Source organism: Bacillus sp. A01H, assembly GCF_045277205.1.
GTDB classification, from domain to species: Bacteria; Bacillota; Bacilli; order Bacillales; family Bacillaceae_G; genus Bacillus_A; species Bacillus_A paranthracis.
Map to the genome: position 1 here is coordinate 936,291 of NZ_CP117702.1, position 20,416 is coordinate 956,706.

The 20,416-nt window shown below is 35.6% G+C and carries 17 protein-coding genes and 1 pseudogene; 8 read left to right on the forward strand and 10 right to left on the reverse strand.

From position 1 onward, the window contains the following. The first annotated feature begins 51 nt into the window (after positions 1–51). Together PSR14_RS05045 and PSR14_RS05050 are read left to right on the forward strand one after the other, a co-directional pair. Positions 52–1,161: an FAD-dependent oxidoreductase gene (locus PSR14_RS05045; protein ID WP_098487625.1), complete on the forward strand. Its 1,110-nt coding sequence runs from the start codon at positions 52–54 to the stop codon at positions 1,159–1,161. A gap of 52 nt (positions 1,162–1,213) precedes the next feature. After that, the gene (locus tag PSR14_RS05050) at positions 1,214–2,656 is read left to right on the forward strand and encodes a DHA2 family efflux MFS transporter permease subunit (protein WP_000528112.1); all 1,443 of its coding nucleotides are present in this window, start codon (positions 1,214–1,216) and stop codon (positions 2,654–2,656) included. Between the two features lie 128 nt (positions 2,657–2,784). On the opposite strand, the gene PSR14_RS05055 is transcribed toward PSR14_RS05050, so the two are convergent. The 3 genes from PSR14_RS05055 to PSR14_RS05065 form a co-directional block, all read right to left on the reverse strand. Beyond that, a complete protein-coding gene (locus tag PSR14_RS05055) occupies positions 2,785–3,738 on the reverse strand; it encodes an alpha/beta hydrolase (protein ID WP_098487623.1) in 954 nt (317 codons plus the stop codon). Positions 3,739–3,781: 43 nt separating this feature from the next. Then, positions 3,782–4,723, reverse strand: coding sequence for an alpha/beta hydrolase (locus PSR14_RS05060; protein ID WP_000797646.1), 942 nt, complete (start codon positions 4,721–4,723; stop codon positions 3,782–3,784). A gap of 493 nt (positions 4,724–5,216) precedes the next feature. Beyond that, positions 5,217–5,801 carry a TetR/AcrR family transcriptional regulator gene (locus tag PSR14_RS05065; RefSeq protein ID WP_000549137.1) on the reverse strand — a complete coding sequence of 195 codons (585 nt, stop codon included), beginning with the start codon at positions 5,799–5,801 and terminating at the stop codon, positions 5,217–5,219. 157 nt (positions 5,802–5,958) lie between these two features. Here PSR14_RS05065 and PSR14_RS05070 point away from each other — a divergent pair, with 157 nt between their 5' ends. The 3 genes from PSR14_RS05070 (at position 5,959) to PSR14_RS05080 (ending at position 9,156) form a co-directional block, all read left to right on the forward strand. Beyond that, positions 5,959–7,185, forward strand: a complete 1,227-nt coding sequence (locus PSR14_RS05070) for a cytochrome P450 (RefSeq protein ID WP_098487622.1) — start codon at positions 5,959–5,961, stop codon at positions 7,183–7,185. Between the two features lie 188 nt (positions 7,186–7,373). Beyond that, entirely contained in the window at positions 7,374–7,928 is a 555-nt protein-coding gene (locus PSR14_RS05075) for a TetR/AcrR family transcriptional regulator (RefSeq protein WP_000064552.1), read from the forward strand. Between the two features lie 205 nt (positions 7,929–8,133). Beyond that, positions 8,134–9,156, forward strand: coding sequence for a 2,3-butanediol dehydrogenase (locus tag PSR14_RS05080; protein WP_000642451.1), 1,023 nt, complete (start codon positions 8,134–8,136; stop codon positions 9,154–9,156). A 509-nt stretch (positions 9,157–9,665) separates the two neighbouring features. On the opposite strand, the gene PSR14_RS05085 is transcribed toward PSR14_RS05080, so the two are convergent. Beyond that, entirely contained in the window at positions 9,666–10,004 is a 339-nt protein-coding gene (locus PSR14_RS05085) for a helix-turn-helix domain-containing protein (protein ID WP_098487621.1), read from the reverse strand. A gap of 167 nt (positions 10,005–10,171) precedes the next feature. On the opposite strand from PSR14_RS05085, the pseudogene PSR14_RS05090 reads away from it, so the two are divergent. Next, a pseudogene (locus PSR14_RS05090) lies at positions 10,172–10,686 on the forward strand (ester cyclase). Between the two features lie 19 nt (positions 10,687–10,705). Beyond that, positions 10,706–11,254 carry an NAD(P)H-dependent oxidoreductase gene (locus PSR14_RS05095; protein WP_000718019.1) on the forward strand — a complete coding sequence of 183 codons (549 nt, stop codon included), beginning with the start codon at positions 10,706–10,708 and terminating at the stop codon, positions 11,252–11,254. A gap of 72 nt (positions 11,255–11,326) precedes the next feature. On the opposite strand, the gene PSR14_RS05100 is transcribed toward PSR14_RS05095, so the two are convergent. Then, positions 11,327–13,066, reverse strand: coding sequence for an SgrR family transcriptional regulator (locus PSR14_RS05100; RefSeq protein WP_098487620.1), 1,740 nt, complete (start codon positions 13,064–13,066; stop codon positions 11,327–11,329). 105 nt (positions 13,067–13,171) lie between these two features. On the opposite strand from PSR14_RS05100, the gene PSR14_RS05105 reads away from it, so the two are divergent. Further along, complete coding sequence (locus tag PSR14_RS05105) at positions 13,172–14,428, forward strand: MFS transporter (RefSeq protein WP_098487619.1); 1,257 nt, start codon at positions 13,172–13,174, stop codon at positions 14,426–14,428. Positions 14,429–14,472: 44 nt separating this feature from the next. On the opposite strand, the gene PSR14_RS05110 is transcribed toward PSR14_RS05105, so the two are convergent. The 5 genes from PSR14_RS05110 to PSR14_RS05130 all read right to left on the reverse strand — a co-directional run bounded on the left by PSR14_RS05110 (position 14,473) and on the right by PSR14_RS05130 (position 20,330). After that, positions 14,473–14,676 (reverse strand): hypothetical protein, encoded by a 204-nt coding sequence (locus PSR14_RS05110; RefSeq protein ID WP_001063858.1) that lies wholly within the window; start codon positions 14,674–14,676, stop codon positions 14,473–14,475. 240 nt (positions 14,677–14,916) lie between these two features. Continuing rightward, positions 14,917–15,432, reverse strand: coding sequence for a type 1 glutamine amidotransferase domain-containing protein (locus PSR14_RS05115; protein ID WP_061185590.1), 516 nt, complete (start codon positions 15,430–15,432; stop codon positions 14,917–14,919). A 23-nt stretch (positions 15,433–15,455) separates the two neighbouring features. After that, the gene (locus PSR14_RS05120) at positions 15,456–17,453 is read right to left on the reverse strand and encodes a catalase (protein WP_142328674.1); all 1,998 of its coding nucleotides are present in this window, start codon (positions 17,451–17,453) and stop codon (positions 15,456–15,458) included. 192 nt (positions 17,454–17,645) lie between these two features. Then, positions 17,646–18,845, reverse strand: coding sequence for an ABC transporter permease (locus tag PSR14_RS05125; protein WP_098487618.1), 1,200 nt, complete (start codon positions 18,843–18,845; stop codon positions 17,646–17,648). 60 nt (positions 18,846–18,905) lie between these two features. Beyond that, entirely contained in the window at positions 18,906–20,330 is a 1,425-nt protein-coding gene (locus PSR14_RS05130) for an amino acid permease (RefSeq protein WP_001186312.1), read from the reverse strand. Positions 20,331–20,416: the final 86 nt, after the last annotated feature.

Below are 20,416 nucleotides of genomic sequence, written 5' to 3' on the forward strand. Positions count from 1 at the left end.
AATGTAGTTAGGCGCCTAACTATTTTCGAAGAACTAAAAGGGGTTATTTATATGAAACATATTTTGATAGCTGGTGGGGGAATTGGCGGATTGTCAGCGTCTATTTCCCTTAGTAAAGTAGGGTTTTCTGTTACCTTGTGCGAGGTGGCTTTAGAAAATCGCAAAACCGGTGCGGGGATTCTTATGCCGCAAAACGCACTGGCTGTCTTGAAAGAATTGGATGTATTTGAAGAGTGTTGTGAACATGGCTTTCAAACAAAATGGCTGAAAACATTTGATGCACAGGGGAATCTGCAGTTTCAAGTCAGTGAATCCTTTTTAGACGACACACTTCCAGGGCGCAATAATATCCCGCGAAAAACATTAAGTGATATTCTCATCAAGCATGCTGATGCAGCGGGTGTAGATATCAAGTGGGGGAAAAAGGTTGTTGCTTATGAAGAAAGGGCTGAATCGGTCTCTGCCATATTTGACGACGGAGAAAAGATAAAGGCTGATATTTTAGTAGGTTTTGACGGCATTCATTCAACTGTAAGGAATATGATGCTGCAAAAGGAAATAGAAAAAGAGCATCTCGGTATGGGAGCGTGGCGATTTTATTTCGAGCTTCCTGATTACAAATTTGAGGATTCGTCATTGATGTATATAAGCGGAGAAACGCAAATCGGCGTCGTACCATTAGCTGAACGCGCCGGCTATGTCTTTGTGCTCCAGCCTTGCGCCAGCGATTACTGGGATGAGGAAGATACCCGGTTTAATAGAGTCAAAGAGATTCTCTTAGGCTTTCCGGGACTTGATTTTATTACAAAGCATATGTCAAAAGATTACCCTGTTATTTTTAACAAATTGGAACAAGTCGCAGTGCAAGAGCCATGGTACAAAGGCCGCGTCGTCATTGGAGGAGACGCCGCCCACGTCGGAGCTCCGACTCTTGCGCAAGGAGGAGCCATGGCTATTGAGGATGCAATCGTTCTCGCCGAAGAGCTCAAAAACAATAATGACATTGAAGCAGCCTTTCAGGCATACTTCGAAAGAAGAGCACCAAGAGCGCTCAAAGTCCAGAATCTATCCTCAGAAATCGTTCGCCGTAGGCTGAAAGGCCAGACGGGAATAGAAGAGCTGATTTGGGAGTGCCACGAGGTGTTAAGGAAAGGTTATTAAAATCGAAAATTCAAATAAAAGAATTAGGTAAGAGAGAGGAAGACAATTTAATATGGGGAATCAACAAACAACAGCAGAGAACTCTAACATCAGAGCTCTGCCGATTATTACGTCATTTCTTATTGCTGGATTTATCGGCTTGTTTAGTGAAACAGCCTTAAATATGGCGTTAAAAGATTTAATTACAGGTTTTGATATTCTAGAGACAACAGCACAGTGGCTGACAACCGGCTACTTATTAACATTAGGAATTCTTGTGCCAATTTCAGGTTTAATTCTTCAATGGTTTACAACAAGACAGCTTTTTATCGCATCTCTTGTATTCTCCATTATCGGAACATTAATTGGAGCTATTGCACCAACATTTAGCGTATTAATGATTGCCCGCATTGTACAAGCAGTAGGAACAGCTTTACTTTTACCACTTATGTTTAACACCATTCTTGTTATTATTCCACCACATAAGCGTGGAAGAGCTATGGGAATTATCGGGCTTGTCATTATGTTTGCTCCAGCTGTTGGACCAACCGTCTCAGGGTTGATTCTAAAAACGTTAACGTGGCACTGGATTTTTTGGATTTCACTCCCATTATTAATTATCGCATTAGTATTTGGTACATTCTTCATGCAAAACGTAACAAAACTAACAAAGCCAAGAATCGATATTTTCTCAATCATTCTTTCAACAATTGGTTTTGGCGGTATCGTATTTGGTTTCAGTAGCGCTGGAGAAAGTGGAGGCTGGGGAAGCTCACACGTTATTCTTTCTCTTGTTATTGGAGTCGTTGGATTAATCGCATTTTCCCTTCGTCAAATGAAGATGGATGAGCCAATGTTAGACCTTAAGGCTTTTAAATATCCAATGTTCGTTATTGGACTTCTCTTAATTTTAGTATGCATGATGGTGCTGCTTTGTACGATGATGATTTTACCATTATACTTACAAACATCATTAGCGTTATCAACGTTTGCAGCGGGTCTTATGCTTCTACCGGGAGGAATTATTAATGGAATTCTTTCGCCTGTTATGGGGGGATTATTTGACCGTTTTGGTCCTAAATGGCTAGTTATTCCTGGACTTGTCATTGTAGCATGTGCACTGTATGGTTTCTCAACTTTAACATTGGAAACATCTACAGGATTTATTGTTGCACTACACATTGCACTTATGGTTGGAATTTCAATGATTATGATGCCAGCTCAAACAAACGGATTAAATCAGCTGCCACCTGAACTATACCCGCATGGAACAGCGATTATGAACACCTTACAACAAGTTGCTGGTGCTATTGGAACAGCTGTTGGAATTTCAATTCTTTCCTCAGGTTCAAGAAGCTTCCTTCAGACAGTATCTGATAAAGAAAATCCATTAAACCAAGTTCTGGCCTTTACAAACGGTGTTCAAAATACCTTTATTTTTGCTATCATTGTAGTAATTGTTGGATTAATAATCTCGTTCTTTATTAAAAGAGTCAATGTTGAACAGCGAGCATAATAATAAAAAAGTACTGGCATTGCCAGTACTTTTTTATCTCTATAAGACTTAGTGACAGAGGAGCTGCTCTCTTCATAGACTCTTTCTCTTATTTTTTACTATATGCTATATAAAATCCTCATATATATTTAAACTTCTGTTTTTTGTAATGCTCGCTTTAATGCACCGATATATTCTTCCTCAGCTCTTTGGCTAATTTCAGCATTGGGCACTATTAATTCGAATCCATGGTAGCCACCAGGATAAACATGAAATTCTGTTGGTACTCCAGCTTGCATTAATCTATTCGCATATTCAATTGTCTCGTCTCGGAATAAGTCTATTTCACCCACCATTGTATAAGTTGGTGGAAGTCCTGTAAGGTCAGTTGCACGAGCTGGAGCAGCGTATGGGGATACCTCTTCACCGTAAACTGAACCTAAATACATTTTCCACCCAGAGATATTAGCCTTTCTGTTCCATAATTTTGAATCCGTTATCTCAAAAGCAGAAGGTTTTATATTACGATCATCAATCATAGGGCATAGTGGCATTTGGAATATAATTGAAGGTCCCTTTCTATCCCTTGCTAAAAGGGCAAGGGCTGCTGTTAGTCCACCTCCCGCACTCATTCCGGCAATTGCAATTCGAGAAGAATCGACACCAAGATCTTCCGAATTATTAGAAACCCACTGTAAAGCTGCATAGCAGTCCTCAAGTGGTGCAGGGAATGGATTTTCCGGTGCTAATCGATAGTCAACCGAAACCACTATACAGTTGGCTTCCAATACGAACTTTTCACAAAGTTTGTCATCCATTTCGGGTGATCCCACTTGATATCCACCACCGTGTATCCAAAGGACCCCAGGTAAAGCTTTTGTTTTTTTAGTTGGCTCATAAATGCGAACTCTAACTTCAGGCGCTCTTTCAGGCCCAGGTATAAATCGATTAGATACAGTAACTTCATCATTCGATGATAGAACTGTTGCAGTAAAAGATTCTTTAGCCCATTTCCTATATTGTTGGAAATTTTCCGGACTATTATCTACTTCAGGTAATACAGAAAACATTTCTCTTAATTCTGGATGAACTCTATTCTTCATTAAAAATTCTCCTTTATTATGAAATTTTTTGTAGCTACCTTAGTTACTTTCTTGCGAAACCAGTTTTAACTGCTCGCACATAATCATTCCAAGCGTGAATAGATATATCAGTATCCGGATGCATCATTTCGAACCCATGATAAGCTCCAGGATATAAATGGAACTCGACATCAACACCAGCTTCTGCAAGTTTGGTTACATAGGTTAATGTTTCACTACGGAATGGGTCCAATTGACCAACGCATGTGTAGGTACGTGGTAAATTACGATAATCTTCTGCTCGAGCAGCGGCTGCATAAGCGGGAATATGATCCGTTCCATGTAATTCTCCTAAATACATTTTCCAGCCAGCTTCATTTGATTTTTGATTCCAAACAAACCCTTCTTTAATTTCATTGGCAGAAGGTGTGTTATTACGATCATCAATCATTGGATAAAGCGGCATTTGGAAACAAATAGAAGGATATTGGCGATCACGGGCTAATAATGTTAATGCAGCTGTTAGTCCGCCACCAGCGCTCACTCCTGCAACACCAATTCGATTCGAATCAATGTTCAATGTCTCCGCGTTATCAGCAATCCATTTTAATGCTGCATAACAATCTTCAATTGGAGCTGGATAAGGATGTTCAGGAGCTAAACGGTAATCTACAGAAACGACCATACAGTTAGCCTCTTTTGCAATTTTTACAGCAAGATCATCGTTATCATTTATAGATCCCAAGATATATCCGCCACCATGTATCCACAACAGAGCAGGTAAGGATTCATTATTTGATTTTGGACGATAAATTTTTAATCGTAATGGATTTGCATCAGGTCCCTCAATGACTTCATTTGTTACAGAAAGAGTTTCATCAACAATGGTAGGAGGGAAGACTTTTGATGCTTCTTCTCTCATTACTGGCAAACACTCTGGGCGTAAATCTTGATCTGGATACATTTCTAAGCCTGGTAATAATGCTGGGTTTACTCGGTTCTTCATTTTAAAAACTCCTTTTTATTTTTTATGAAAGGTGAAATGTTATTTTTAGAAATATAATTGTAAGCTAGCTATGTATAGCAATTTATCATAGGCATTAGAGGAAAACGATAATCAAAAATGTTTATGTGTTTCAAAATGCGACATATATCTCAAAGTGGTTCATTTTTTAATGGATTTTTAACGATATAAAGTATACCCAGTGCTAAAACTAGCCTGTATGAAATATTCATTTTCTTGATTTTTCATATGTATTTTGACTGTTATTCTCCTTTTCCGAGGGGATAGGAAAAATATCTAATGGGGAATTAACTATCTTGAAATGGATTGATGTGGGATTTATAAGTTGTATTGTAAAAAAAGAAAAAGCATGCCCTTCTCGCAGTATAAAGAAGGCATGCTTTTTCTTTTATTTCAGCTGCTTTAACACCTAGAAAAAATAAAACTGAATGAAATGTACAAAATGAAGCAACAAAGCGTAGGGCTTGATTAAAATTTAAGGCTTTAAAGATTTCAATGCTAAATTCATATAAGTATTCATTCTCTGTTCTAGTGAGTATTTTCCATCTAAAAGACACCAATCTAATATAAGTCCTCTAGCAATTGTAAAAAGATACGTTGTTATTTCTTCTACACTCATATCATTTGTTAATTCTTTTTCAAGTTGTCCTTTGTAAACAAAGCCATTTAGAGCTTCGTAAATGAGTGAAGGCTCATATATAAATGACCTTTTGTTGAAATCGTTAAGAAGATTTATATGTAACTCCAATTTAGTTGTATATTCAGCTATGCATTGGAAGAAAGTTAAAATAGTTGTTTGCATTGTTGTATGTTGATCTATATTTTCTAATTCAACATGTAGATTTTCTTCAATTTGTTGAAATAATTTTTTATAAATATCCTCTTTGGAAGTGAAATAATGATAAAAAGTTCCTACTGATACATTTGCTTTTTTACAAATATCTTCAATTGTTATATTTTCAAATTTCTTTTCTCTCATTAAATTTAAAAACACATGAAATATATTGTTCTGTGTTAGTAAAGCTTGTTGTTTTCTATTTGTCAGAGTTTTTTTGTGCAATGTCTATTCCCCCTTATTTATATATTAACGGATATTTTAAAACCGAAAAAGTAGTTTGAATATTTTGGTTCTTGTTGTATAATCCTCATTACACCGAATGACATTCGGTGAATATTATTCGGTGTAATGAAATTTTTTTGAGAGGAGATTGTTGTATATGAAAACACCTTATCAATCAGTTGTTATGATTCCTACAAATAAGTTGATGGGAAAAAAGGCTTTAGAAGATCCGTATAAACCATTTGCATGGTATAAAGAGATGCGAGAAAAGGAGCCTATTTGTTTTAATCATCAGGCAGACATGTGGAATGTTTTTTTGTACGAAGATGTAAAAACTGTCTTAGAGGATAAAGAGTACTTTTCTAGTATTATGCCTGAGAAGAAAAAGTCTCCATTTCCACAAAGTATTCTTGGGATGGATCCGCCAAAGCATACGCAAATTCGGTCTATTGTAAATCGGTCTTTCACTCCTAAAGCATTAAGGGAATGGGAACCTAGAATCCAGCAAATCACAAACGATATACTCAATCAATTATCTAATCGTGAAACTTTTGATATTGTTAGAGAGTTATTTTATCCGTTACCAGTTATAGTAATTGCTGAAATGTTAGGTGTTTCTGCTAAGGATATGGAAAGGTTTAAGAGATGGTCTGATATTATCGTAAGTTCACCGAGTCATGATGATTCGGATTATTTGGAGGAATTTTTTAATACACGTTTACAAGCAGAAAATGAATTAGGAGAGTTTTTTGAAGAAATTATACAATCCAATCGAGGGAAATCCAAAAAAGATTCAAATAACATTATTTCTTTATTAGTTCAAAGTGAAGCGGACAAAAATATTTCAGGAAAAGAAATAGTACCGTTTTGTAAACTACTTTTAGTAGCGGGAAATGAAACAACAACCAATTTGCTTGGAAACGCTTTATATTGCTTCATAGAACATCCAAATGTTTATGATCAATTACAACAGGATGCATCTCTTGTTCCGAAAGCAATTGAAGAAGTATTGCGGTATCGTTCACCAGTTCAAAGAATTGTACGCAGAGTAAAAAAAGAGATTCAATTAAAAGGACAAACTTTACAAGTAGACCAAATCATTTCAGCTTGGGTTGGATCAGCTAACCGTGACTCGCATCAATTCAAAGATGCCGATAGTTTTAACATATATCGTAGACGTAATCCTCATCTTACATTTGGACATGGCATCCATTTTTGTTTAGGTGCTCCTCTAGCTAGATTAGAAGCGAAAATTGTATTAACGGAATTAATAAAAAGATATAAATCATTTTCATTTATTGACCAGGATCTTCCTGTTCCTATCTCAAATAGTAGTTCTATATATGGATTACATTCTTTCCCTGTAAAAAGTGAACTAAATTAAATATTTTGGCTCTGGTATATTCGCTCCAGAGCCAAATTTATATGATCCATCTCAGTTTCATAAAAGGATTATATTCGTGGGGAAATGCCAGATTATCACTAATTTAGGCATACTAAAAGGAGATAAGGATTAGGAAAACAATTAAAAATTCATGCAGTACTTAGATTCAATATAGGAGGATACTAAAATTGAGTAATTTCACACGTTTACGCACACAAAACATAATAAAAGATGCGTTTATGGATTTATTAAAAGAAAAAACATTTTCATCCATCACAATCAATCATATTTGTGAAAAAGCAATGATTCATAGAAGCACATTTTACCGTCATTATGAGGATAAATATGAATTATTTAGCGATGTATCAAATTCCATCGCAATCAATCTTTTTGAACAAACAAAAGAAGGATTGGATTTAGAACATACATTGTTTGAGGAAATAATTGAATACATAGATGTTAATCGTGCATTGTTTTTTAATATTACTAGTAAAAATAATAGCCTTGAGTTATACGAAAAATTGATTCGATTTGGTGCAGAAAATTTATATGAAAACTCAATGGAATATAATGATCCGCTTTCGAAAAAAATCCAAAACTCAGATTATCCAATGGTACTGTGTGATTTTTACTGTAGTGGCTTTTTTGAGATTATAAAAAAATGGTTAAGCAATGAATATTCCTATACAAAAGAAGAGTTGATTCAGATTTCTAAGAACTTATTGATAAATGAACCAAATTAAAACAAATGTCTCAATTCGAGACGTATATTATTTTTTGCTCATCGTCTTCCTCAAAAACCTATGGTAGATTATTGAACATAGCAAAGGAGGAATGAGTAAGGTTAAAGAGCAAAAGAATTACCGTTATGCTTTAAAAAACGAATTACGATCTAATATTAAATGAAAATTATATATAATATTCCAATTATTTGAGGGAGGATTTTTTATGAAAGCCGCAGTGTGGTATGGTGAAAAAGATATTCGTATCGAGGAAAGAGAAACAAAAGAGTTACAACCCAATGATGTAAAAGTTAAAGTGGCATGGGCTGGTATTTGTGGTTCTGATTTACATGCATACTTGCATCCAGATTCAGTACCAATGAATAAGAATATGATAATCGGACATGAATTTTCTGGTGAAATTGCAGAGGTTGGTGCTCATGTAACAAAATTTAAAGAAGGGGACAGAGTATGTATTTATCCAATGATGCTTAAAGATCCTTCAAATGCTGAAACTGAACGTTTTATCACTTTAGACGCAGTAGGTGCACAAATCGACGGAGGGTTTGCTGAATACGTGATACTTCCACAAAAAACGATTTTTAAAATTCCAGATACTTTACCACTAGAAGTAGCAGCAATGGTAGAACCAGCAGCTGTATCATTCCAATCAATTAAGGATTCAAATGTAGGAGAAGGAGATACTGTTGTTGTTTATGGCGCAGGCCCTATTGGGCTATTTGCTGTTTTAGGTGCAAAAGCTGCAGGTGCTTCTAATATTATTGTTGTTGATTTATTTGATAGTCGGCTTGCCAAAGCAACCGAAGTGGGTGCGACGCATGTCTTTAATGCTAAAGAAGTAAACCCTGTAGAAGAAATTCGTAAATTATTCCCAGATGGAGCAGATGTGACAATTGAAGCTGCAGGTGTTGAGTCAACATTTAATCAAGCCATTCAATCAACTAAAGTTCGTGGCACAATGATGGTTATTAGCTTCCATACTCAAGATATCCAATTTAATGCTCCTGCTTCCTTACTCTTTAGTGGCGTAAAATTAATGGGATCTGTGGGATACAGTAATGAAACTTATAATGAGGTCATTCAATTACTCGCTAATGGAAGATTACCTGCACAATCCATTATTACAAGTAAAGTTGATATAGATAATATTGCTGAACAAGGTTTTGAAGCGTTAATTCATGATAAAGCGCAAGCAAAAATTTTAGTTAAATTAAGTGGCGCACATTAATCATATTTTAGATAAAATAACTTGAGAAGATTGAAAAAGAAATAATTAAAAATATAGAGAACTCTTAACTATTTACTCAAGAAATTCAATTCTTTTATCCTCTAATATTTTACGAGATCCTGCTAGAAATGTAGGGTTTGTGCAACGAACTAGTAAATAACAAGTCAAAGATTTAGTTGCTTTGCGTGTATACCCCTCACAAGAAAAAAATATAGATTTTATCTTGTGGGGGCATTATAAAATTTTTAAGTTGATGCACACATATGGAGACGTTTAATAGTGTGAAGATAAACTAATAAAATATAAATTTATACGCTACTTAGTGACAGAATAAAGGTGGACAAAGTTCCCCTCATATTCTAAATTCTTTTTGTATATATCTGCATAAGCAATCTTCAATTGCTCACGTAATTGTTTCTTCTCTTCTGCTAACTTCTTAATCTTACGTTTCAATGAGGCTATAATTACTTCTAATTATAGCCTGTTTAACAATGGTAAGTTTTTTTGGTTTATAAGCTTAATCCAAACCGTTTTAATTCAATAAATATCCCCTCTAATTGCTTTCCTTTATCCGTTAATGTGTACTCTACACGGGGCGGAACTTCTGGATATACGTTTCTCGTTATAATGCCTTGAGACTCTAATTCTTTTAGTCGAAGCGATAATGTTTTCGGGCTAATCCCGTCCATTGATTTTTGTAAATCACTAAAGCGTAATGTTCCTTCGATAAGAAGGTCGCGAATGATTAAAAACGTCCATTTCGTACGAATTACATCAAGCGTTTTAGCGATAGGACAAGGTATGCCAGGTAAACCTTTCGTTAATTCAACTGGATCTATATTGTTCATGGAACTAGCCTCCATAAAATTTTTTGAATGAATTTGCTTTATAGTATCACAAAACTATACTTTTGGTAACTATATGAAAAAAATATCACTACTTCCATAAAGGAAGTTAGTGTATATACAATAGCAATACGAAATATAAAGTTTTTTATGAGGGGGAGGTGATTTTCATGGGGGTAAAAAAGTTGTTTGGATTTCTTAGTTTGTTTGTTATTTGTATTGTGCTTGTAGCATGTGGCGTGGAGGGAAAAACTGAAGTACAGTTATTAAAAGAAATGCCAAAGGCAAAAAAAATGACAATCGATCCTTCACTAAGTAAAATGGAAGCGACCGAAATGGTTCATGCAGCGCAGCGTTTTTATGCATTTTGGGATACAGGTAAAGAGGAGCTTCTTTCGATAATACGTTGCCAAAAGAGCGACCACAAGGTGTTGAAGGGTTAAAGTTTGCAGCACAAAACTTTCGTAAAGTCGTTCCTAATATACATTGCGAGATTGAAGATTTATTAGTCGTCGGTGATAAAGTAACAGCTCGTCTTTCTTTTACAGGAACGCATAACGGTAAAAATATTAGCTTTTCTGCAATAGATATTTTGCATGTGAAAGACGGAAAGATTACGGAAGACTGGCATTTAGAAGATAATCTTACGTTGAAACAGCAACTTGGGTTAATAAGCGAGGAATAGAGTAGGGGAGAGGAAAACGATGAAAAAAATATTTATTATAAATGGACATGAAAAATACGGTACAAAGGAAGGACGATTAAATAAAACGTTAGTGGATCATATGGTGGCGGTATTAAGCGAGAACCATCAAGTAAAAACAACAACGATTCAAGATGGATACAATATAAAGGAAGAACAAGATAAATTTTTATGGGCTGATGTTGTGATTTATCAAACACCGATTTATTGGTTTAGTGTTCCAGGATTATTTAAAACGTATATGGATGAAGTATATGAATACGGTTTGTTCTTTAAAGGTGCAGATGAATACGGAACAGGTGGTTTATTAACAGAGAAAGAGTATATGTTCTCTACAACTTGGAATGCACCTGAAAATTCATTTGGAGATAAGACGAAGTTCTTTGAAGGGGAAAGTCTAGAATCAACGCTTAGTCATTTACACCGCGTGCAGAAGTTTCTTGGGATGAGTCCGTTAAAGAGTTTTGCTTGTTATGATGTGGTGAAGAATCCGGATATTGAGCAATATTTATTGAACTTGAAGGATCACTTAGATGAAGTAATTAAATAATAGTTTGTATTTGTATGTGAAGAAGGTACTACTAAGGATGTAGTACCTTCTCCTTTTATAATGAATCACATTTTAAGACATGGATGGCTGTATCCATAACTTCGCAAAATTTGCCCAACCGAATGAATCAATTGTTACGTTTTTTAAAGAAGAAGGGTATGTCTTTCTTTTTAAAACGTGATAGTTAAATAAAATGATGTGTTCTGTTTGTAAAAATTCTTCGATCTCATACATGAGCTCGTAGCGCTTTTCTTTATTTTCTTCTAATAAAAATGTATCAAGTAAACAGTTAATTTGTTTTTCATAGTGCGGGTCCATGAACCGGTTTATGAAGCAACTTTTATTTTTAAATACATTTAAGAATGCAAGTTCGTGATTGGAAGCAAACACTTCTCCCATGAAAATAATATCGGCATGCTGATCGATAGAACGGTTCATATAATCTGAAACGAGAAATGGGTGAAGCTCTACTTGTATACCTAGACCGTCACATCGTTCTTTTAAGAAATATGCATCATTTGCACTATCTTTAAATGCGAAGAAGTAAATATGTATCGTCTCTCCATTATAAGTGCTCTTTTTTAAATACTCTTTTGCTTTTTCTAAAGAGTAAGACCTTTTAGAAGCTTGGCGACTTCTTTCAGGGAAAAAGCTTGATGCAGCAATTGTTCGTCTTCCTTCTATGTTACGAAGTATCATTTCAACATCATATAGTTCTCTCCAAGCCTTTCGAAAGTAAATGTCGTGATGAGGACCAGGTTTTGCAAAGTTGAAGCCAGCATAAATACAACCTATTTCTTCTATTTGTATATTATGCCTTTCATTTTCTTCTTCATTTGGTAGTTCATAATCAGCATCGATTTGTACATGATCAGGAATACCCCAAAATTCAATACGGTCTAATAAAGCGCGCTCTTTAAAATAATGAGTGAACGCTTCGAGCACGATATTATCTTCAGAGTAATGGGCAAGTTTGAAAGGTCCAGTACCTATATAATGGTGATTTTGAATAACTGCATCACACGGTAAAATTGCTAGTTGTATGGAACTTACATAGTGTAAGAAAAATAAATTTTGTTTTGCTAAATGAAATCGAATTTGCAGTGGTGATGGCGTTTTAATTTGAACAATTTCTGCTGTTAACCATTCGAAAGGAGAGTGAACTTCTTTTAGTCTTTCAAATGAAAATCGTACATCTTTAGAAGTTAAAACTGTTTCGTTATGAAAATATACATCCTTTCGTAAATAAAAAGTCCACGTAAGCCCGTCTTCGCTTAATTCCCACGTATGCGCAATGTGTGGTTCCATTTTTTCCGTAACATCGTTATAAACGACTAACGTATCAAAAATTTGACTTGTAAGATGGCTTTCTGTAGTTACAGCCACAAAAGCCGGATCTAATGGGACTATCTTTCTCGATATAGGAATTTTTAGTATGTCGTACATATCATTTGAAGGTTCGTATCCAAAATGATGATGTAGTTTATTTTCTATCTTTTTTTGAAGTGCAAGGGGTAGGGGTTCTTTTAAAAGAAGAAAGATATCTTTTAATTTTTCTTGCGCTAACAGTTCATCTGTATAGGACTCAATCGCTTCTACGAAATTATGTATAAATAGAATTTCCGTTTTATTCCCGCGACCTCGCCCTGGAGTCCAGCTAATTAATTGCTCATCGCTCATTTTCTTTAATAAAATCTTTACGTTTTTCGTACTGCAATATAAAACATCCGCTAATTCTTGTAAGCTATTTCGCAGATGCTGTTGATCTTGTGCATGTAGTCTTAGTCTAATGTAATAGTCCATAATTTTCATATATACACTTCCTTCTATTATAAAAGGGGAAACTCTTTAGAATATTCTAACCTTTTTCTTCCTTTTTTTCAAAGTAAAATAAGTAAGCATAAGGAGGGGGAAACAATGGGATTTTGGAGTATGCATCGAAATATAAAAATTAGAATTATAACTTCGTTTTTAACACGTACTGTATCCACGATGATTTTTCCATTTATGGCGATTTATTTTTCAATAAAGTTAGGTAGTGCGATTGCTGGTGCGTTACTACTTATTAATGTCATAGCTTCATTAGTAATTGGTTTGTACGGTGGGTATGTTGGAGATCGGCTTGGTCGTAAAAAGGTTATGATTATCGGTCAAAGTATACAAGTCATTTCCATTGCTTGTATGGGGATTGCAAATTCCGATTATGTAGATTCACCTTGGTTAACATTTATCTTTATGCTAGTGAATAGTTTAGGATCTGGACTTATGAATCCTGCGACAGAGGCGATGTTAATTGATGTGAGTACACCTGAGAATCGAAAAGTGATGTACAGCATTAACTACTGGGCAATTAATTTATCCATTGCGATTGGAGCGATATTTGGCGGATTACTATTTGAGAACTATAGATTGCAATTGTTTATCGGATTAACAGTGATTGCAGTTATTACTTTATATGTGATGGCTGTATATATGGAAGAAGTGTATGTAGCACGGAAAACGGTGGAGAAGAAAAATGTATTAAAAGATATGGCGGATAGTTATAAAGTTGTGACGAAAGATAGAGCGTTTTTAATTTTTTGTGCAGCAAGTATATGTACATTATCGTTAGAGTTTCAAATTAATAATTATTTAGGAGTACGTTTGCAGAAGGAATTTGAAACGGTGCACTTTTTATTCGGGAATGGTGTTACGTTTGATTTAACAGGTATTCGCATGCTGAGCTGGATTTCTGCAGAGAATACAATTTTAGTTGTATTATGTTCAGCACTTCTTATTAAAATGCTGAAAAGCTTCAACGATTTGAAAATTTTATATGTAGGCTTATTCATTTATACGATTGGTTTTACAATACTCGGAACGAGCAATAGTTTATGGATTTTATTAATTGCAGGGCTTTTCCAAACGGTAGGAGAAATGATGTATGTGCCAGTGCGTCAATCTATTATGGCAGATATGGTACCAAATGAGGCGAGAGGTTCATATATGGCGATTAACGGAATGGTCTTTCAAGTAGCAAAAATGAACGGGGCATTGGGTGTTATGTTAGGTTCATTTATCGCATCTTGGGGCATGAGTGCTCTGTACTTTATCGTTGGTATGAGCAGTATTTTATTATTTATGAAGGCGATTGGGAGAGAGAAGTATGAGGGGGAGGTTTCTCAGATTGGATAAAACGATATGAAAAGCGATGCTAGAAATCGCTTTTCATATGGCTTTTAAAACGGATCAACTTCAGCTAAATTTGGAGTGGTGCTCGGTTGTAGTAAAAGATTTTTTAACGTTCCTACTTCAGAAAGAGTGACTAATATGTAGCCACTAATCAGTACAATAAGTCCGATGACGCGTAACGTTTGTAAGCTCACTTCATTATTATTCGTTTCCGCTGGATTTGGGGGCGTTGAAGGTGGATTGTTATTCATAAATAAGGCTCCCATCTTTTGTATTTATATATGTGTAAAATCATTATTTAACTTATGGATAGGAATTGTATAGTCATTTTCACTATATGAGAACTGCTTATGAAAAGTGATTAGAAGTTCCGGGGAGAGAAAAGAGGGTGTATGAAAAGATCATTAAAAATAAGGTTCTTTTTTGTTTTTCATACAAATAAAAAGATTAATCAAAGTAGCTAAATAGCTACTTTGATTAATCTTTAATAACTATTCCAATATACGCAACGATTTTTCAATAAACGCCGGGATGTCCTCAGGTTGTCTACTTGTTACTAGCTGATTTTGGCATACGACTACTTCTTTATCGTGAAAGTTTCCGCCGGCGTTTTTTAAATCGACTTCAATAGATTTATATCCAGTCACATCGCGTCCTTCAAGTGTTTGTGCAGTGATGAGTAATTGGGGTCCGTGACAAATAGCAAAAACAGGTTTTTCCGCATCCATAAATGCTTTACTAAAGTGAACGAAACGCTCATCCGCACGAAGTATATCTGGAGAAAATCCACCCGGTATGAAGAGTGCATCAAAGTTCTCTGGAGAAACATCATCGATACCTTTATCAATTACAATTTCACTTTTTCCTTGTTTACCGTGTACTGTTTTACCTTTTTCTGTTTCAATAGTTGTTAATTCATATCCCTTTTGTTTAAAAGCTTCTGTTGGCTCTGTGTATTCTGTGTCCTCGAAATAATCCGTTATTAAAATAGCAATTTTTTTACTCATTTTAATCCGCTCCTTATATTATATTATCGGTTCCAGAATCGTCCTTGGGCAATGCCTTCTATAAATGACTCAATTGAAGTGTTTGTTAAGTTGTAAATTCCTGCTCCATCTAATTTGATTTTACTATTGTCTAAAGCATGAGGATCGCTAAGGACATAGGCTATCGGTTTAAAGTGTTTAAAAGTAGTTTCTGCAAATTCTAAAACAGGGGGTTGAATGACAGATTCGCTACTAAACACTAATACCGCATCAAAAAGTGCAGAGTCTGCTGTTGTATAAGTATCCGTTACTTTAATGGAATCATTGAACTGATGAATTTTATTATCTATGATGCTATAGTTCATTCGGTGTTGTACAAAAGCTTGAATCCATTCGGACAGAAGGGCGACGCTTGGGTCACCATTCAATAGAATTGCCACATTTTTGGAATCAGCTTTAAAAATAGTGTTGGACATGCTTAGTGCAGGTGATTTTGCATCCGAATTTATTTCGTGATTTTCTTTAGGCAAAGGGGCTCCAATCATGTTAGCGACTTCCTTTGCTAATTGACGATCGACATGATTCAGTAGAGCAATTACATTTGCCTTCACCATGTCTGATTTGCACTTCCCAACTTCAAAGCAAAATGCATCTTTTATGTGCTGCTTTTCAATAGGGTTCATACTATTGTAGAAAAGTTTAGCTTGCGAATAAAAGTTAAGAAAGCTTTTACTGCGCCCCCTAATTTTATGTCCATCAATCTTTTCTTGATAATGCTCATATCCGCCCTGTTCAGCTTGCACGGTTGCTGGTTGATTATTATTTAAGCCATTAGGGTGATAGCTTGTTTGACCGCGATGAATCTGCATTTGATGCATGCCATCACGTTGATTATTATGAAAAGGACATACGGGCTGGTTAATAGGAATTTGGTGAAAATTAGGGCCTCCTAAACGAGATAATTGTGTATCTGTATAGGAGAACAATCTTCCTTGCAGAAGAGGATCATTTGAAAAATCAATACCTGGTACGACATGGCCAGGGTGGAAAGCTACCTGCTCCGTTTCTGCAAAGAAGTTATCAACATTTTTGTTCAATGTCATTTTACCAACTAGTTTTACAGGAACTTCTTCTTCTGGCCATAATTTCGTTGGATCTAAAATATCAAAATCAAATGCATGCTCATCTTCTTCTGGAATTAGCTGCAATCCAAGCTCCCATTCTGGATAATCGCCCTTTTCAATTGCTTCATATAAATCTTGACGATGGAAATCAGGGTTTTTCCCAGCAATCCTTTGAGCTTCATCCCATACTAATGAATGAACCCCGAGGGTAGGTTTCCAATGAAATTTTACGAAGTGGGCTTTTCCTTCTTTATTAATAAGTCGAAATGTATGAACCCCAAAACCTTCCATCATTCGTAAACTACGCGGAATAGCACGGTCGCTCATCTGCCACATAACCATATGAGTAGACTCGGGATTATGCGCAACAAAATCCCAAAATGTATCATGAGCGCTAGCTCCCTGAGGAATATCATTATGTGGTTCTGGTTTAACTGCATGGACAAAATCAGGGAATTTAATAGCATCTTGGATAAAGAATACAGGCATATTATTACCTACTAAATCATAGTTACCTTCATCTGTATAAAATTTTGTGGCGAATCCGCGTACATCTCTTACTGTGTCATTGGATCCTTTAGAGCCTTGAACGGTCGAGAACCGTACAAATACAGGTGTCTTTTTTGAAGGGTTAGTAAGAAAATCTGCTTTTGTATATGCTTCTAACGATTCATAAAGCTGAAAATAACCATGAGCGCCAACTCCGCGCGCATGAACAATTCTTTCAGGAATTCGTTCATGATCAAAGTGGGTCATTTTCTCTCGAAAGTGGAAATCCTCCATTAAGGTTGGGCCTCTTAAGCCCATCTTTAAAGAGAATTCATCCTCGGCTATTTTTACTCCTTGGTTTGTTGTTAAAGCATGTTTGCGTTGATTGTCGGTAACGTGGTGCTTCAATTGTTCCATTTTTTTATTCACAATATAGGCCCCTCCTTTACTCTGTTAATTTAATAGATACCCTTTTTGTTAGGACGTAAACATGTATTATCGTTTTTCTATGTAAAAATCATAAAATATTGGTTGTTTCAGTGATTTTTGTTTGAGGAATGAAAATAAAAAAGCCAAGGAGATACTTTATTTTCTCCTTGGCATTTAAGATAATTCTTTTCGTTAAAACGAAGAAACGCGTTGTTTCGTTTTTGGTACAATAATAAATTTGATCCAGAGTAACCCGACAATCATAATGATAAGGCTATGTAAAAATTGACCTGTAGCAATGAGTATAACAATTGAAAATATAATGAGCTGAATGCTTAGCAATATAAAGATTAAGTGAAGAAATTGATTCATTCGTTTTTCAGTATCAATTGGATATAATGCTACAATAATATCTCCCGAAAAATATTTCCATAGGGAACGGAGCTGCATAGAAATCATATATAGGACGATATATGCGATAGCGCCTTTTACGTATATGTTTGGTATAAAATATAAGGCGAAGGCACCGATCAACCCTAAGCGAATATATATACCGAAATAATCATTCCCGCGTAAAAATGCGAGTGTATGTAAATAGAAGAAAGTTGCTCGTTTTTTATGTAATAAAGGTTCAATCCAAGTTGTAAGCCATTTTCTTTTATTTACTTGCTTATTTAGTTGCGGAACATCAGTGAAGATGCTAGCAAATTGATAAAAACGAACGTTCATTTTTTCTTCTTGCTCGATTATGTAATCCCATGGTATTCGTTTTGTAGGCTGTTTTTTCGTATAAAGAAGCAGGAAAGCAAGCAGTAAAAGTAATCCGCCCAATATGAGAACATTTGCCGCATAAAACAGCATATAAATGACTAGGGCGTTACAAGCAATACGAATAATCAGCCATATATTTTTTTCGTGACGATCACGCCACATCCAATGTATGTATATGTTCCAAGCTTTCGTAACCATTAAAATGATAAAGATTGTACATAAGAAAGGTATCGTTAATTGTAATGATTGCAGTGCAAGCGGAACGAGAATAAGGAACGTAAATAATAATGGGAAAAGCTGAATGATGTAATTGTATAGAAGAGATTTTTTGAAATAAGAAGTTAATTTCTCTTCTAGTGCTAGTAAATAGACAGCGTCAGGTTTTTGAATAAATGTACGAATAGGGCATCTCGTTATAATGAATGTAAGTACAATCGTGATGAGTAGTAAAGATATTCCTTTAGAAGGAGATGCTTTTAGAAACTGAGCATAGTAGTATGCGCCAACGCATGAAATAAAGATAAAGCTATATAGTAAACCGTTAATCATACGTGCAAAGTATGTAATGATATTTTGCATATGTTGTTGGAAACGGCTGCTCCATAGTGATTCGATTGACATGTTTTTCACCTCTTTGTTCTATTATATATGTTTTGTAAAAGAAAAAACGAGCAAATTGCGTTATGCAACTTGCCCGTTTTTCTTTTCGTTATTTTTTTTCTGATCACGATTCATTAATGGATAGAAGGCAAAGCCGATTACGAATAAACCAATTCCGAGAAGGAATGTTTTTATATCGGCTGCTCCTGTTTTAATAACCCACAGTGCGTAGCAAAGTGCAATCACTGCGACTATGCCATCTGTAATTCTTGCCCGCATTTCATTTTTATACGTTTCACCAGTTGCGACTAGTTTTAACTGGAAGATTGGTGAAACGAGATATGGAATGAGGTAGGCCAGTGTCGATACAGTAATAACGAATGTATAAGCTTCCGCAATTGTTCCTGATAATGTTGAGAATAAGAACACTTGCGACATAATGTTTGTTAATCGTAATGAATAAATTGGACTTCCTTTTTTGTTTGTTTTTGTGAAGAAGGAAGGGAAGAAACCTTCTTTTGCTGCTTGATATGGTACTTCTGAGCTTAATAAAATCCAGCCTAAGATGGAACCGAATAGGGAAGTAAGAGCAAGTAATGCCATCAGTTTCCCGCCGCCATGACCCATTGCAGCGTTTAGTGCATCTGCTAATGGACGTTCAGAAGCTTGTAATTTATCAATGTGAAGTACACCCATTGTTAAAATTGTAATTCCTAAGTAAATCGCAACTGTAATAAGTAATCCCGCAACTGTTGCGCGTTTTACCGTTTTTGGAGAAACAGCACGGTTTGATAAAAGAACCGCTGATTCAATTCCGATAAATGCCCAAAGCGTCGTAAGAGCAGCTAAGTTTACTTGTGAAAGAAGGCCGTGTGATACACCTGATTTATCGATCATCGGTGTGTACCATTGTCCAAACTTAGAAGCTTCGAATGCAAATAATGTAACGACGATGAATAATAGGAATCCAGTTACTTTCGTTGTTGTTGCTAAGAAGTTTAGCTTTCCAGCTCCGCTTACACCGTTTGTTAATATAATATGAGTTCCCCAAAGTAAGATGGAACAAATCGTAAATGTAATTAGTTTTCCGACTTCTACATTAAAAGAACCGATTGAAAATAGTAGTCGTGTATCTTTCATAATTGGGAAGAAGAGTGATAAATATCCCGCAAATGATGTAATGATGGCAACGTTACTTGCCCAGTTTGCAACCCAATATCCCCATACCATACTGAAACCAGCCATTTTTTTCTTTTTTGGTGTTGAGAATAAAGCATATGCATGACTTTGTGGCCCTGTCGTTAAATCAGGACGACGAATTGCTAAATTACCGAAAACAAGAGCTAGCATTAAAACACCAAACCCTGTTGTTAACCAAGCTAAAGTGACACCGAGAGGGCTTGCTGTTTGTGCCAACGTACTTGGCACCATGAAAATACCAGCGCCAACCATGTTACCGACAACGAAAGCTGTGAGTACCCAAAAGCCCCATTTTTTTTGTTGCATAGAAAATACCTCCAAAGTTAGTATAACCAAGTCAAGCGAGGAGATATGTATGTCTTCCTGAGTCAGGAAGAGAAGTCCCAAACAAA